At 62.6% G+C, this 14,480-nt stretch carries 13 protein-coding genes; 7 read left to right on the plus strand and 6 right to left on the minus strand.

What is annotated here, in order from left to right:
• Positions 1-156: 156 nt before the first annotated feature.
• From QMX81_RS00710 to QMX81_RS00720, 3 genes are all read left to right on the plus strand, one after another.
• On the plus strand, positions 157-1,416 hold the full coding sequence (locus QMX81_RS00710; protein ID WP_049400625.1) for an SIR2 family protein: 1,260 nt from the start codon (positions 157-159) through the stop codon (positions 1,414-1,416).
• Positions 1,413-3,158 (plus strand): ATP-binding protein, encoded by a 1,746-nt coding sequence (locus tag QMX81_RS00715; RefSeq protein WP_049400624.1) that lies wholly within the window; start codon positions 1,413-1,415, stop codon positions 3,156-3,158. Before QMX81_RS00710 ends, QMX81_RS00715 begins: the two co-directional genes overlap by 4 nt.
• 130 nt (positions 3,159-3,288) lie before the next feature.
• The gene (locus QMX81_RS00720; protein ID WP_049400623.1) at positions 3,289-4,098 is read left to right on the plus strand and encodes an abortive infection family protein; all 810 of its coding nucleotides are present in this window, start codon (positions 3,289-3,291) and stop codon (positions 4,096-4,098) included.
• A 723-nt stretch (positions 4,099-4,821) separates the two neighbouring features.
• Here the strand turns inward: QMX81_RS00720 and QMX81_RS00725 are convergent.
• Both QMX81_RS00725 and QMX81_RS00730 read right to left on the minus strand, forming a co-directional pair.
• Positions 4,822-6,027: a tyrosine-type recombinase/integrase gene (locus QMX81_RS00725; protein ID WP_049400622.1), complete on the minus strand. Its 1,206-nt coding sequence runs from the start codon at positions 6,025-6,027 to the stop codon at positions 4,822-4,824.
• 890 nt (positions 6,028-6,917) lie between these two features.
• Complete coding sequence (locus tag QMX81_RS00730; protein WP_282257435.1) at positions 6,918-7,934, minus strand: AraC family transcriptional regulator; 1,017 nt, start codon at positions 7,932-7,934, stop codon at positions 6,918-6,920.
• Between the two features lie 58 nt (positions 7,935-7,992).
• On the opposite strand from QMX81_RS00730, the gene QMX81_RS00735 reads away from it, so the two are divergent.
• Positions 7,993-9,237, plus strand: coding sequence for an MFS transporter (locus QMX81_RS00735; protein WP_282257436.1), 1,245 nt, complete (start codon positions 7,993-7,995; stop codon positions 9,235-9,237).
• 138 nt (positions 9,238-9,375) lie between these two features.
• Entirely contained in the window at positions 9,376-10,059 is a 684-nt protein-coding gene (locus tag QMX81_RS00740; RefSeq protein ID WP_282257617.1) for a thermonuclease family protein, read from the plus strand.
• A 5-nt stretch (positions 10,060-10,064) separates the two neighbouring features.
• Here QMX81_RS00740 and QMX81_RS00745 read toward each other — a convergent pair whose 3' ends face one another.
• Entirely contained in the window at positions 10,065-10,427 is a 363-nt protein-coding gene (locus QMX81_RS00745) for a hypothetical protein (RefSeq protein WP_282257437.1), read from the minus strand.
• Positions 10,428-10,533: 106 nt separating this feature from the next.
• The gene (locus tag QMX81_RS00750; RefSeq protein WP_121037470.1) at positions 10,534-11,463 is read right to left on the minus strand and encodes a DUF6624 domain-containing protein; all 930 of its coding nucleotides are present in this window, start codon (positions 11,461-11,463) and stop codon (positions 10,534-10,536) included.
• Between the two features lie 163 nt (positions 11,464-11,626).
• Here QMX81_RS00750 and QMX81_RS00755 point away from each other — a divergent pair, with 163 nt between their 5' ends.
• Both QMX81_RS00755 and QMX81_RS00760 read left to right on the plus strand, forming a co-directional pair.
• The gene (locus QMX81_RS00755; protein ID WP_282257441.1) at positions 11,627-12,544 is read left to right on the plus strand and encodes an NAD(P)/FAD-dependent oxidoreductase; all 918 of its coding nucleotides are present in this window, start codon (positions 11,627-11,629) and stop codon (positions 12,542-12,544) included.
• 61 nt (positions 12,545-12,605) lie between these two features.
• Positions 12,606-13,292 carry a class I SAM-dependent methyltransferase gene (locus tag QMX81_RS00760; protein WP_282257443.1) on the plus strand — a complete coding sequence of 229 codons (687 nt, stop codon included), beginning with the start codon at positions 12,606-12,608 and terminating at the stop codon, positions 13,290-13,292.
• A gap of 51 nt (positions 13,293-13,343) precedes the next feature.
• Here QMX81_RS00760 and QMX81_RS00765 read toward each other — a convergent pair whose 3' ends face one another.
• Positions 13,344-13,514 carry a CsbD family protein gene (locus tag QMX81_RS00765; RefSeq protein WP_019184192.1) on the minus strand — a complete coding sequence of 57 codons (171 nt, stop codon included), beginning with the start codon at positions 13,512-13,514 and terminating at the stop codon, positions 13,344-13,346.
• A 148-nt stretch (positions 13,515-13,662) separates the two neighbouring features.
• Positions 13,663-14,406 carry an SOS response-associated peptidase family protein gene (locus QMX81_RS00770; protein WP_282257453.1) on the minus strand — a complete coding sequence of 248 codons (744 nt, stop codon included), beginning with the start codon at positions 14,404-14,406 and terminating at the stop codon, positions 13,663-13,665.
• Between the last annotated feature and the right edge of the window lie 74 nt (positions 14,407-14,480).

The raw sequence follows: 14,480 nt of genomic DNA on the forward strand, positions 1-14,480 counted from the left end.
CCCCCCCCCCCCCCCCCCCCCCCCCCCCCCCCCCCCCCCCCCCCCCCCCCCCCCCCCCCCCCCCCCAGAATGTGCGAGCGTTTTGTTACTATTCCAGCAGAAAGTCCGGGGCGATCGGGGTATCCGGAAGTATCCAAATACATCCATAGGGACGACATGACGACGCCACAGCCAACCACCACCTTCGGCCAACAACTTTTCTTCAGTCCGGAAGCCGGCACTTGGAAGGCGCTTAGGCCGGACGTGGCTGGCGAGGCCGACGATGCGAAGAGGCAGCAGACGCTATCAGAGGCAGTCGCCGCTCGCGAAGAGCTGAAAGCGGTATTGCTGTCCTCGCTTCAGATGCAGCATGTGGTCGCGCTCGCGGGAAGCGGGACATCTCTGGGAGAGATCAACGGCCCCTCGATGTGGACGCTGTGGGATCACTGCGTGAATGCGAATCCTGACACTGGAGCAGATGAACGAAAGCCGAGCGAGCAGGCCAAAGCCGTCATTGCCGAGATCGGCTATGAGACTGCAGTCGAACACGAGAACATTGAGGCCCTGCTTTCGCGATGCGATGCATACCTTCAGATCAAGAAGAGCGAGCAGGTCGAGAAATTCGTATCCGCCTCCAAGGCTGTAATCCTGAAGAAGTGTTCCGCCTTTCTCGATGGCGCTGACGATTCCAAGTTGGCGAGCCATCGGACGTTCCTGCACCGTCTGTCTCGTCGCCGCGTCCGCGACTCGCGAATGAAGTTGTTCACGACGAACTACGATCTTTGCTTTGAGCGTGCTGCTGGCAAGCAGGGGCTGGTCTTGCTCGACGGCTTCTCGTTCACGCAGCCTAGGCAGTTTGATCCGCGGTTTTTCTTATACGACATCGTCCGCCGACCTTCGACAGGCGATGAGGTCGGCAACCCGCTGGAGGGCGTGTTTCACCTGTACAAGCTGCATGGTTCGGTCAACTGGGATCAATCCGGTTCGGGTGACATCGAGATCAAAACCGACCCGGCGCCAGCGACCGCCTGTCTCATCTATCCCGCTAAAGGCAAGTACCAGCAGTCCTATGTACAACCGCACCTGGAACTGATCTCTCAGTACCTGGCGGCGCTGCGTGAACCGAATACCTGCCTCATCGTCTCGGGCTTCGGCTTCAATGACGATCACTTGTCTGAGCCCATTCTCGCGGCGGTCCGCACCAACCCGCATTTGCGGTTGATCATTGTCAATCCATCGGCGGACGACCTGACCTCTCGGCCCAAGGAGAAGAATCGTTTCTGGGAGGCGCTCTACGGCCTCGCCAAACAGGGTGAGGACGTCTGGCTGATCAATGCCACATTCAGCGAGTTCGCCGAGATGATCCCGGATCTCAAATCTCTAACGCCCGCGCAGCGGCTCACGCGCGACATCAAGTCGCTGGTCAAGCCGACATGAGTGCCGCGTTGGACGTCGCCGACGCTTTTCCGCGCGGATTGCTCCGACCGGAGTTGTATGTTGGCCAGCTGTGCTCCGTCTCCGCCCAGGTGGTGAAGTTCAACCTCAACGAGGCGGGCTCGCCCAGTGGTTCCCACTTTTTGGGCGGCCGGTACGGAAAAGGTGAGGTTGGAGAGTTCGTCCTGATCGAGGGACAGCTCAATGTCCTGCTCGGACGGGTGGTCGAGATCCATTTGCCGGATGCCGACCGGCGCCTGATCGACACCTCGCATGGCAGGGTGCCGGACCTGGACGGCATCGGGACGATCCAACTGCTGGGTTCCATTGCGATGGACTCACTTCGGATCTCGGCGGGCGTTGACTCCTATCCTCGCTTGGGCGATCGGGTCTACGCTGCGCCGCACAGTTTCATCGCTAACTTGCCGAAGTTCATGGAGGTGGCGGAGACCGAAGCCAGCCACGTCCTTCTCAAGCTGGGCTCGATCGATGTCGCACCTGAAAGCTACGTGTCGGTCAAGCCGGAGAAGCTTTTCGGTCGGCACTGCGCGATTCTGGGCGCCACCGGCGGCGGCAAGAGTTGGACGACCGCTCGGATCATTGAAGAATGCCTGCGCTACAAGAGCAAGATCATCCTTCTGGACGCGACGGGGGAATATCGCGGATTCGACGGAGAGCACATCTCCAACTTTCACTTGGGCGCGCCGGTCAACACTGCGAAGTCTTCCACCCCTTGCGCCTTGCCGCAAACGTCTTTCGTTGAATCGGATTTCATCGCGCTGTTTGAGCCCGCCGGCAAGGTTCAAGGACCGAAACTGCGCGCGGCAATCCGCAGCCTTCGACTCGCCACCCTCGCACCCCATGTTGCTACTGGCGGGATCATCAAGAAGATCGATCAGTCCAAAGTCCCGATCCTGACCGAAGAGGCGAAGGCTGGCATTGCGGAGAAGCTCGACGATCCACGGCAAGCGTTCGATGTGTGGAAGCTCGTCTCTCAGATCGAGCAGGAATGCGTTTACCCCGACGGATTCGGTGCAGCCCGGGGGTCGAAAGACACCACCAAATGGGGTGGCGACTCAGGCGAGGTGTCGTACTGCCTATCCCTGATGTCGCGCATTAACGGCATTCTCAGTTCATCTTCCTTCGACTGTGTCTTCAAGTCGAAGGCTGCCGCCTTGACTGAAAGCATCTCATCCTTCGTCTCCAACGAGGATCGGCTGCTTCGGATATGCCTGAGCGGCGTTGCGTTTGAGTTCAAGGCACGCGAGATCATCGCGAATGTGATCGGACGGCATCTACTCAACATGGCGCGCAATGGCGCGTTCAAGAGTCGCCCGGTTGTCGTCATCGTCGACGAAGCACACAACTTCCTCGGGCGGCATATCGGAGCCGATGACGCGGTCGCTCGCCTGGATGCATTCGAGCTGATCGCCAAAGAGGGCCGGAAGTACGGGCTCAACATCTGTCTCTCAACTCAGCGCCCGCGCGATATCACGGAAGGTGTGCTGAGTCAGATGGGAACGCTGGTGGTGCATCGCCTCACAAACGATCGGGACCGCGAGGTTGTCGAACGCGCATGCGGCGAAATCGACCGATCGGCATCGTCGTTTCTGCCCAATCTGAAGCCCGGCGAGGCTGCGATCATCGGCGCCGATTTCCCCATCCCGTTGACCATTCAAGTCTTCCCGCCGAGCGCGAAGCCTCTTTCTGACGGCCCCAACTACCAGACCCACTGGAAGGTTTAGTTCTATTGGCGCTGCATCGCGATGGAAGCCCGGCAGACGACACGATGCGCAGCACTTCAGCGTGCCCGCCTACCGGATGGCTGGCCACTGCTGCCTCGGTCATCGTCGTGACCAGAAATAGGGAAGAAGCATGATCACCAAGATTCCGAACTCCGTGATTGGCGCCGTTTCTTCTGTTCTCGCCGAGCACTACTACAGCCATTCGACACTGAACTCCCTGTTCATGGAGAGTGGTGCCCCGGGAGGCGTGCCCGAAGGAAACTGCGAAACGAAGTGCAGCAGTTGGCTTCGACGCTGCAACGATGATTCCACCGTCGATCCTATGCAAGTGCTCGGCCAAGTCATCCAGAAGTTCATGGATCTGGAGCCCGACGACTGGAGTCAGAAGATTGGACCTGGACAAGAGCGCATCCGAGGCAGTTTGGCCAAGAACCAGTTGACCTATCAGATGAACGGGGTCATCACTCTGGCAGGAGCCAGCCCAGCTGCAAAGTCACTCGCAGATTTTTTCAAGGCTGGCGACTTTTCGTCTATCGAAGCAGAGTTCGAACGTGCCATCTCGCAAGTTGATCGCGATCCGCACGCAGCGATCACAGCATCCAGTGCCATCATTGAAGCACTGTGCAAGACCTACATCGAGACGCGCCAGTTGGACATGCCAACCGTTCAGACCATCGGCCCGCTTTGGAAAGTGGTGCAGCAGCATCTTGGCCTGAACATTGATCGCACCCTGCAAGATGATCAAAAAAGAATCTTGCAAGGCCTTGCGTCCATCGTCGATGGCATCGGCGCTTACCGGACCCACATTGGGTCGGCACATGGACGCGGCGTCGAGCCACCCAAAATCGTGGTGTCAGAAGCGCGTTTGGCGGTTCATGCATCGCACACCATTGTGATTTTTGTAATGGAACGCTGGCTTGGCACGATATGGCGTGTTTGAACGGCAGCCGGCCAGTGGCATCGCGCAATGGATCAGCCGGACGCCGTGTGCAACCTGGTGCGGTCGGTGCCAACACGGAGACTGGTTCCGCAGGAAGTTTGTCACGTTACCCGCGTTGCCTGAGCCTCGCTGCCGGGATATGCGGGATTCGAGCGGGAAATGACACCTCGTAATGACAGGCCCGGGTGTTCTTCGGTATCCTCTGGTTGGATTGATGATGAAGTCAAAAACGTCGCTCCCCCGCAAATCGCTCCATCTCCCGCGCCAGCAAAAGATCTGCGTTTATGACGGTAAAAGCGACGGTATAGACCCATGTCGATCACAGCCAAGTCCTTTAACCATGCGGGTTTGGACGGCTTGTTGATGATGGAGTGGGGTGTGTACCCTATCGTAGTCGCATGTAGATGGCACCTGGATAGCTCCAGCCTTGTGCATTGGCTTTAGCACTTGGGGCTGACGCCCACTTCTGATAGAAGACTGCTAGCAGCTTATCTAGATGAAAGTTGCTTCGTCGAAATCTCCAGCGCTTGCCGTCTTGGTCCACAGTCGGGCGGCAAGTGCTGTCTGTCCCTCACCGAAAGTTGCCTCCGTTCTCCGGAATGGCAACGGTCGCCGGCGCTGCTCCAAGATCGGGGATGCCGGCCATGTAAGGCCCGTCGCGGTTGTGGTCGACGACCCGGTAAGACACAGATGCCGGAAGGAGGTTGGCCCCGGGGTCTTGCCTCACCCATAGTTAGGTAGTACGTAATCACTCCATGCCTGCATCATTGGTCGACGCTGCTCCAGCAGGTCGGTGCGATGGTAAGCCGCTTCCACTTGGCTCTTAACAGTATGGGCCAGTGCACGTTCTGCAAGATCTCTGGCATAGCCGTGCTCGCTACACCAGTCCCGAAAACTGGAGCGAAAGCCGTGTGCGGTGGCCACTCGACCATTTGAGTCGCTGGGAGCCTCTAGCCGCCGCAAGAGTGCTGTTAGGGTCATATCAGACATTACGGTTCTCGCGCGAACAGACGGGAAGGGCAGCTGATGGTGCTGCCCCAACTGCTGCTGGAGTAGGCGCAGCGCTTGCCTCGAGAGGGGTACTCGATGTGCTTGTTTCGCCTTCATCCGGCCTGCCGGAATTGTCCAGACTGCGCCCTGGAGATCCACCTCATCCCAGGTCATCCCGCGGACCTCCCCGGAACGGGCGGCAGTGAGGATAAGAAAGAGCATCGCTCGCCTTGTGACGTCCAGATCCGCAGCGCTGTCAAGCTCTGAGGCCGCAAACGCTGGCAGTGATTGCCATGGCATGGCGGGCTGGTGCTCCCGTCGGATGCTTATGCTCGGCTGTCCGGGAAGAAGATGGCCCACTACGTCGACGGGGTTCGCGTTGTTGAACCCATGGGCCCATCCCCATGCCATCACAGCATGAATCCGCTGTCTGACCCTCGAGGCTGTCTCCGCCTTCTCCAGCCAGATAGGTCTTAGTACGTCGGCCACATGGCGCGGAGTGAGCTGATCGATCTGGATAGCGCCGATCCTGGGGAAGGCGTATTCAGTCAACGTGTTGATCCATTGCTGAGCATGTTTGGCGTTCTTCCAGCCGGGCCTCAGCTCTTCGTGTACTTGGATCGCAGCCCCTTGGAAGGTTGGGACTGCCTGTCTCTGTTCCTGGGCCTCCTTCTCAGTCAGTGGGTCTTGCCCATTTGCGATCTGCTCACGCATCTCGCGGCCGATCTTTGCAGCCGTGGCGATTCCGACTTCGGGGTAGGCGCCCAGCCCTGCATTGCGTCGCTTGCCGCTAACGGGGCTTACGTAGCGGAGTACCCACTTGCCGCTGCCTTTTTGCTTCTTCGAGGGGAGCAGCGTCAGACCAGTTACGCCGCCGTGGGGAACCGGATGGCTACCGGGGGCAATGCCTCTGGCTTTGAGATCTGTGAGGAGTGCCATGAGGCCCTTGGGTGGTTTCAGTATGCCATTCAGTATGCCATTTGTACGCCGCTGCGCACGCACGTGCGTGGATGGTACTGGATGTCATGCGGGCGTAACGTGTTGACGAAGCGGGATAAATGACGGGATCGAAGTCTTTCCCGGACTGCTATGGACCGATGCATGGACGACACTCTCTCCGCCAGATACGCAAAGCGCCCCGGAAGGGGCGTTTTGCGTATCTGGTGGAGAGAAGAGGGTGCCGACGCCGCGCGGGTTCGACGGATTCGCCGGGAGCGAATCCGGACAGCCGAATGGCTGGCCCTGGAGCGCGTAGCGCGGAAGGGTTGGGTGCATGGATGCACCCAACAATCCCTGGCCACCGATCGCTATCAGCACGGAGCGCCCCGAAAGGGGCGTTTTGCGTATCTGGCGGAGAGAAAAGGGTGCCGAGGCCGCGCGGGTTCGACGGATTCGCCGGGAGCGAATCCGGACAGCCGAATGGCTGGCCCTGTAGCGCGCAGCGCGGAAGGGTTGGGTGCATGGATGCACCCAACAATCCCTGGCCACCGGTCTCTATCAGCACGGAGCGCCCCAAAAGGGGCGTTTTGCGTATCTGGCGGAGAGAAAAAGGTGCCGAGGCCGCGCGGGTTCGACGGATTCGCCGGGAGCGAATCCGGACAGCCGAACGGCTGGCCCTGGAGCGCGCAGCGCGGAAGGGTTGGGTGCATGGATGCACCCAACAATCTCAGGCCACCGATCGCTATCAGCACGGAGCGCCCCGAAAGGGGCGTGACACACCACCGCTGATCGCATTCGACCAGCGGTGGCGCGTTCCGATGCGATCGCCAACCAATTGCAGCCCGTTCACGAAGCTCAGGCGGCTTGAGCGACTGCTCCCAAACTGCCCGCTATGCCAAGGCCAAGCGATGTCCCCGCCGAGTCGCGCCAGGCGAGTGCCCCATGACCCGCTTGTACGCGCGACTAAAGGCAGCCTGCGACGCGTACCCAAGACGCTCTGCCACTATCTCGATGGATAGGCTTTGCTGGCTCAGCCATTGACTCGCCAATTGCATACGCAGCTCAGTCACGTATCGCAGAGGCGCGGTCCCTATGACGGTCTGGAACCGGTCCGCAAAGACAGATCGCGAGATGTTGGATTCTGCAGCCAGCGCTTCGACGGTCCAGTCACGTCCAGGGTCTCTGTGTAGAGCAAGCAACGACAGCGACAAACGAGGGTCGCGCATGGCCATGACCAGGCCGGCGGCTCCGTCGCAACCGCGCTCGACCCAGTCACGCACGATCATGGCGGCGACGGCATCCGCCAGCCGGGCGAGTATGCCTGCATAGCCAATACGTCCGGAGCACACCTCGCGCTTCATCGCGTCGACCATCGGCAACAGCCCAGGGAACGCAGCGGCGTTGCCATCGGCCAACATCACGGCCGGCATCAACTTGCTCAACCCTTGCATGCCACCGAGATCGAACAGCATGCATCCGTGGAAAAGCACTGCGCTTGGCACGGCATGTGTACTCGGGCACGTGTCTATCCCGCTCACCGTGTCACCCAGTGGGGCGGCCTCTATCGTTTCCAGGCACTGGACGGGATGGTCCTCGCCCGACACCAGTGCGTGGCCTTCTCCGCGGGGAAGAAGCACGACATCCCCGGCGGACAGAAGGTGTTGGCTGCCATCCGCGCCTCGAAGGATCGCACTGCCCACTGCCAGGTAATGGAAGTAGGCATGGCCTGGCTTCGGGGGAAATCCAAGTCCAAAGGTCGGCCCGGTCTGGATGCGTCGGTATTGGACGCCATGCAGTCGCATGCCGGTCAGCAGCTCGCTGATCAGGTCGGAAGGCTGGGACTGGTGTGGAGCGTGGATCATTGAGCGGCCCGGGGCTTCGATCAAAAATATAGGTTGGACAATCATAGATCATCCTGCCCTGCCTCCCTAGACTCTCGGCTGCACGAATGCACTGGGATCTTTGATGAGCAATGACGTAGTGGATGCCGCGGAAGCGCGGGATTCTGTGGACAGGGGGAGCGCGGAGCCGTCTTCATCGGCATGGGTGGCCGTGTTTTCGCTGGCCATGGGGGTCTTCGGGCTGCTCACGGCGGAATATCTACCGGCCAGTCTGTTGACGCCGATGGCGGCGGACCTCGGGGTGTCGGAGGCGCTGGCCGGCCAAGCGGTGACGGTCACCGCAGTTGTGGCGCTGTTTGCTGGCCTGCTTGTGCCGCGGCTGACCCGTTCGATAGACAGGCGGCGGGTGCTGCTGGGTTTCACGGCTCTGATGATCCTCTCCAACGCCTTGGTGGCGTTGTCATCCAGCATGGGGGTCCTGCTGCTGATGCGCGTGCTTCTGGGCATTGCGCTGGGCGGTTTCTGGAGCATGGCAGCGGCCGTGGCCATGCGGTTGGTGCCGTCACAGCGCGTGCCTCGCGCGCTGTCCATCATCTTCAGCGGGATTGCGGTCGGCACGGTGGTGTCGGTTCCTTTGGGGAGCTACCTCGGCGGGTTGCTGGGCTGGCGCAGCGCCTTCTGGGCGGCGACGGCGGTAGGGGGACTCACGTTTGCGTTCCAGTGGTTCACGCTGCCCCGAATGGCGCCGCGCAAGGCGGCGACCCCTGAGTCGGTGGTGGGGCTCCTACGCCGGCCGGGTGTTGCAGTCGGAATGCTCGGTTGCGTTCTGGCACACACCGGTCAGTACTCGCTCTTTACCTATATCCGCCCAGCGTTGGAGAGCTTGGGGCAGATGAGCGCTGATGGCCTGGCGCTGATTCTGCTCGGCTTTGGTGTGGCGAACTTTGTCGGCACACTGCTGGCCGGCTGGCTCATGGAGCGCAGTATGAAGGTCACGTTGGTGATCATGCCTGCCGTGGTTGGCGTAGCTGCTCTGGGCATGCTCCTGTTGCCGGTGGGCGCTGGCGGGCTGTCACTCCTGGTCGCGCTCTGGGGCCTGGCCTTCGGTGGCGTGCCGGTGGCGTGGTCGAGCTGGGTCGCACGTGCGGTGCCCGATCAGGCCGAGAGTGCGGGCGGGATGGTGGTTGCAGCGGTGCAGTCCTCCATCGCCGCGGGCGCTGCCTTGGGCGGCCTGGTGTTCGGATTGGGCGGCATCGTCGCAGTCCTCACTGTGGCTGCAGCGGTGATGCTCCTCGCCAGTCTGCTCATTGCGTTGCGGGTCAGGGTGAACTCGCCGACGTTCTCGGCAGGCCCGGCGTTTCATATGTGACGACCCCACCAGGAAAACACGTCCGAATTGAAGGGCCGTCGATGTGGTCGGCGTCCTTTCTCCACCTCCGCTAAAATGTTCAGCCCTGTTTGAACTGGCGCCCGCATACGAGCATGCGCTTAGAGGACGTTGTTGTTGATGATGTTGAAAGGTCTGGTGGTGTTGTTGTTGGTTTTTGCTTCGGTTCCTGGCATGGCAGCAGAGCTGGTTGGCCGCGCGACGGTCACGGATGGGGACACTCTCACCGTGGCGAAGCAGCGCATCCGCCTCTGGGGCATCGATGCGCCGGAAAGCGCCCAGCAATGCACCGCCAAAGACGGACGTCCCTGGCCCTGTGGCCGGCGGTCAGCCGCCGTGCTGGATGAGTATCTGCTGGACAAGACCGTTCGTTGCCAGCCCAAGGACACCGACCGCTACGGCCGGGTGGTGGCGGAGTGCTTTGTCCAGGGGGCGTCGGTCAATCGGTGGATGGTGCGCTCCGGTTGGGCGGTCGCGTATCGCCAGTACGCCACGGCATTCATCGCGGACGAAGCCGACGCGCGCCAGCACCAGCGGAACCTCTGGCAGGGGCCATTCCAGATGCCAGCTGACTATCGGCGCAGCAAGCGTGACCAGACGGCACGACAAGCCCCGGTGGCCGCTCAGTCGTCGTCGGGCGGGTGCCGCATCAAGGGCAACATCTCCCGCGAGGGCAGGAAGATCTACCATGTGCCCGGCCAGCGGGACTACGAGCGCACGCGCATCGACCTGAGCCACGGTGAGCGCATGTTCTGCAGCCCTGCGGATGCCATGCGCGCAGGGTGGCAGCCGGCGAAGCGCTGAGCGTCTCAAACCCTCCCATACAGGCGGCGACGCAGCGCGCCCGCCACTGCCGCGATAGCCATCGCAGGCAACGCCAGCACCAGTGCGTAGACCACTCCGGCCAGCAACAACGGACCAACGCCTGACATCACGGCCACCACCGGCACTTGCAGCACCATGAGCAACAGTCCCCATAGCCAGGACTTACGGGGAAAACACGCGCCTAGCACTGCGGCAATGGCCAGTGCGAGGGGATAGACGACGGTCCAGAACGCAGGCGCGTCCCAAGGCTCGCCGCCGGGCGTCCGCCAGGCCACCAGCGCCCAGAACACCACGCCGACCTTCAGCGTGACAGCACTTGCTGCAATGGAATTTCCCGTTATCCGCATTGTTGGGCTCCCGCACGAACATGCAGGATGCCACTGTTGCGTTGACGGTGTATGACCAGCACCGGCATCGGGACACACGCCCGCCAGCGCAGAAAACGGCAGCCTCCTATCTGACCGCCTTGCCATACATCTCCGACAGCATCGCCTTGTACGCCGCCAACGGCTGCAAGCCCACCGCACGCCGCCGTGCATCCAGCGTTTCCATATCCTCGGTGGGCCGCAGTTCCATCGCGCCATCGGCAGCATCCCCGAACTGCGTTCCGTAACGCTGCGGCTTCCCCTGGGCCAGCAACACGCGATCCGTAAGCAGCGCCACGTCAGCGGCATCGGCATCGCCGGCTTCAGCGGCTTTCTGCATCAAGGCCAGTGCCTGCGCCTGGAACGCGGGATCATGATCGGCATGCTGCACGATCACCCATGCGGCCTTGGCCCCATCGCGGTCGACGCGCGCGATACCCGGCCAGCCCTTCTCGGCGATGATGCCCTTCAGCCAGGTCGCATTGGCTTCCTTCACCGGCGCGGTCTGCCCCCACGCATCTCCGCCGCCTGCCGCGATGGCGGCATGTTGTGCTGCCTGATCCTTGGCCTCACGCGCCAACAGTTCAAGTCGCAGGGGCGCATCGCGCAGCGTCTCGCGCTTCTTCTCTTCGGCGACCACGCGCTGCAGCACCGCCGGCCACGCCGGATCGGCACGCAGTGCGTCCAGCCCGGGCCGTTGTTTCGTGCGCAGGTCGCCCAGCGGAAGGCGACCGCTCGCGAGCAGGGCATCAACGTATGCAAACGCCGCAGCATGATCGCCCGCAGCGGCTGTGCATTCGATCAACAGGAGTTCGCCGCCGTCGGGGAAGGGGAGGTCCTGGCGGTACAGCTCACCCAGGGTGGTGCTGCAGGCGGCGTAGTCCTCGTTGCCGTAGTGATCCAGCGCGGAGAAGAAGCTGGGCGGCTCAGCGGCGGTTGCCGCGGCGGCTGCGAACAGGGCGACAGTCAGCGTTGCTGCCCGGGTTGCCGGGTAGGAGCGTATCAACCTTGAACGCATCGCAGTTCTTCCATGCAGGGCGTACAGGAAACGTAGCCGCTACCTGCCAGGGAGTTCAAGCCCTCATCCCGCCGCCAGGGGCATGCGCGTCGAATCCTGCTGCCTCACAGGCTGTAGCCGATGGGCGGGCGCATGATGCCCTCAGCCCAGCCTTGGAAGCCCCATGTCCACTCCCGCGCCCGAGAACGGAAAGTACGACGTGATCATCATCGGCGGCAGCTACGCCGGCATGTCCGCAGCGCTGCAGCTGGTGCGTGCCCGGCGCAACGTGCTGATCATCGACGGGGGAAAGCCACGCAGCCGCAATGCCCGCGTCGCCCATGGCTTCCTCGGCAGGGAAGGCCTGCCGCCGGCGGACATTGCCTCCCAGGCCCGCGACGAGCTGCTGCGCTATCCCACCCTGACCTGGCTCACCGGTACGGCGGTGGCGGCGCAGCCGATCGATGACGGCAGACGCTTCAAGATCCGGGTTGAAGCGGGCCAGACATTCGTGGCGGATCGAGTGATCCTGGCCCACGGGGTAACCGACGACCTGCCCGACATCGAAGGCATCGGCGAGCGCTGGGGCCGAAGCGTTTTTCATTGCCCGTACTGCCACGGCTACGAGGTGTTTGAGGGGCGCATCGGGGTGATTGGCTGCGCGAAGGATGGCGGTGCGGCCCAGGCGCTGCTGCTGTGCGATTGGGGGCAGATCACGCTGTTCTGCAGCGAGGCATCTGCCAGCATCGGTGCCGAGCAGCGTGCACGGCTGGAGGCGTGCGGCGTCGTGATCGAGTCGGCCCAGGTGCAGCGCGTGGAGGACACCGCCACCGTGGTGCTCGCCGATGGGCGGCACGTGGCGGTGGATGCGCTGTTCATCTCGCCGCACTCGCGGCTATCCAGTGATCTGGCCGAGCAATTGGGCTGTGAGCTGAAGGACGGCGGCTGCATCACCACCGATTCGGCCAAGCAGACCACGGTGCCGGGTGTCTTCGCCTGCGGCGATGCGGCCCGGATGGCGGGCAGCATCGCGCTGGCAGTGGGTGAGGGCGCGCTGGCGGGGGTAGCGGTGCACCACGCATTGATGGGGTTGCTGAAGTGATGCGAGCTTTAATGTAACTATTAATGTTACATTATGCGCCACTGTGAACAAGGTGGCCTGCATGTCCTTCTCCGATCCCGATGCCGTCGCCCAGTACACCGACAACCTGGTCCGCCAGGTACCCGGCGTCCAGGCGTTGCATCAGATGGCCCACGTTCTGCTGGCCGAACACGTACCGCCACACGGGCGGGTATTGGTGCTCGGGGCTGGCGGTGGCATGGAGTTGAAGGCCTTTGCCGAGGCGAGTCCTGCCTGGCACTTCACCGGCGTGGATCCTTCCGCCGAGATGCTGGGGCTCGCCAAGCGCGTGCTCGGGGATACGCTGTCGGCCCGGGTGGAACTCATCGCAGGCTATATCGACAGTGCGCCAGCTACCGCATTCGATGGCGCCACCTGCTTGCTGACGCTGCATTTTCTCTCGGCCGAAGAGCGCCTGCGCACGCTGCGTGCACTACGGCGTCGGCTCGCGCCCGGTGCACCGCTGATCATCGCGCACCATAGCGTGCCGGGCGATCCGGCAGAGAAACGCCGGTGGTTCCAGCGCTGGGCGGCGTTCGTGACAGCGCGTGGACTGGGCGGTGAGACGGCCGCTGTACGAGCCGATACGATCACCAACCGATTGCCCACCCTGTCGCCGGAGGAAGAAGTCGAGCTGCTGGAGGAGGCAGGATTCGAGCGGCCGAGTCTGTTCTATACCGCGCTTTCGTTCAGAGGTTGGGTGGCGTACGCCGGCGATGCACACGGCTAGCCTCCCACTGCTCTCTGCCCGATGTGGGTCAGAGAGCGGAGGGGTCAAGACTCAGCGGCGAGCGTCGTCGCGCGCCTTGCCCACGTCGCTTTGGACTTCGCCAACACCCTTCTGGATCTTGCCTTCCACTTCCTTCGTCTTGTCGCCGGTGACCTTGCCCACGACTTCCTTTACGGTGCCCTTGACCTGGTTCTTGGCGCCTTCAGTGCGATTCTTGTCCATGGTTGACTCCACAATTGATTAGAGAGAGGGCCCGTGTTGCTGGGCATCTCCACCCTGACGGCAGCGCGGTGGCGCGAAGGTGAAATCTGCGCGCGGGCGCGGAATCCGTTCAAGCGCCGGAAAGGTTGACGCTCACGTGCGCTGCACGTCACTCATCCGCATCGCGTTCATCCCATCCGTCGCCATCCCATGGCTGTGGTTCGTTGATGGCCGCGGCGGTATCCGGATCGACGGGCTCCAACAGGGTGTAATCGTCACGCGATGGATCACGAAACGCGCGGCTGACCGGATAGGCTTCCAGCGCCGGGGTGGAGGCGCGGGCACGCAATGCCGCAGGCGTCTGGAGGGTGGCCCTCAACCAGTCCAGTGCGGTGGCCGGCGCGATGAAGATCGGCCCGTCCGGTGTGAGTGGGGAAGGGATCGCACTGTTGGGGCCGGTCAATACGGTGAAGCTGTCCAGCTGCTGGCCGTCGTCGCTTTCCCAGTGCTCCCACAAGCCGGCTGCGAGCAGGGCAAGGCCATCCTTGCGCTGCACGAACAGGGGCCAGGGGGGGCGGCGCTCGCGGTCCCATTTGTAGTAGCCGGTCATGGGCAGCACGCACGGGCGCTGCGCCCAGGCCTGCGCGTAGATGCGGCTGCGTGGCGCGCGGTCAAGCCGTGCGGTCACCGTGGTATACGGCGTGGCCGGCTCCTTGGACCAACGCGGCACCAGGCCCCACACCATGTCGGCCACGGCGATGGAGCCGTCATGGTCGCGCGCGAGCACCGTGGCCACGCCACCCTTGGCGATGTTGTAGTGGTCCGGCGCGGCCGCCAGCGTCCGCGCCAACTCAGCAGGAAGGCCGGCGGGGAGTGACTCGCTATCCGCGATGGCTTGTGCGAAGCGGCGCATGGCAGCTGAGCATCCAACGTCATCCGTGACGGCATCGTGCGCAGCGCCTGCGATGTTGCACGCGTTGCACGGGG

The sequence above is a fragment of the Stenotrophomonas sp. PS02301 genome, assembly GCF_029959485.1.
Lineage (GTDB): Bacteria > Pseudomonadota > Gammaproteobacteria > Xanthomonadales > Xanthomonadaceae > Stenotrophomonas > Stenotrophomonas maltophilia_Z.

Excerpts from the sequence above, each read along its gene's own strand:
- QMX81_RS00710 (WP_049400625.1), top strand. The coding sequence starts at position 157 with ATGACGACGCCACAGCCAACCACCACCTTCGGCCAACAACTTTTCTTC.
- QMX81_RS00715 (WP_049400624.1), top strand. The coding sequence starts at position 1,413 with ATGAGTGCCGCGTTGGACGTCGCCGACGCTTTTCCGCGCGGATTGCTC.
- QMX81_RS00720 (WP_049400623.1), top strand. The coding sequence starts at position 3,289 with ATGATCACCAAGATTCCGAACTCCGTGATTGGCGCCGTTTCTTCTGTT.
- QMX81_RS00725 (WP_049400622.1), bottom strand. The coding sequence starts at position 6,027 with ATGGCACTCCTCACAGATCTCAAAGCCAGAGGCATTGCCCCCGGTAGC.
- QMX81_RS00730 (WP_282257435.1), bottom strand. The coding sequence starts at position 7,934 with ATGATTGTCCAACCTATATTTTTGATCGAAGCCCCGGGCCGCTCAATG.
- QMX81_RS00735 (WP_282257436.1), top strand. The coding sequence starts at position 7,993 with ATGAGCAATGACGTAGTGGATGCCGCGGAAGCGCGGGATTCTGTGGAC.
- QMX81_RS00740 (WP_282257617.1), top strand. The coding sequence starts at position 9,376 with ATGATGTTGAAAGGTCTGGTGGTGTTGTTGTTGGTTTTTGCTTCGGTT.
- QMX81_RS00745 (WP_282257437.1), bottom strand. The coding sequence starts at position 10,427 with ATGCGGATAACGGGAAATTCCATTGCAGCAAGTGCTGTCACGCTGAAG.
- QMX81_RS00750 (WP_121037470.1), bottom strand. The coding sequence starts at position 11,463 with ATGCGTTCAAGGTTGATACGCTCCTACCCGGCAACCCGGGCAGCAACG.
- QMX81_RS00755 (WP_282257441.1), top strand. The coding sequence starts at position 11,627 with ATGTCCACTCCCGCGCCCGAGAACGGAAAGTACGACGTGATCATCATC.
- QMX81_RS00760 (WP_282257443.1), top strand. The coding sequence starts at position 12,606 with ATGTCCTTCTCCGATCCCGATGCCGTCGCCCAGTACACCGACAACCTG.
- QMX81_RS00765 (WP_019184192.1), bottom strand. The coding sequence starts at position 13,514 with ATGGACAAGAATCGCACTGAAGGCGCCAAGAACCAGGTCAAGGGCACC.
- QMX81_RS00770 (WP_282257453.1), bottom strand. The coding sequence starts at position 14,406 with ATGCGCCGCTTCGCACAAGCCATCGCGGATAGCGAGTCACTCCCCGCC.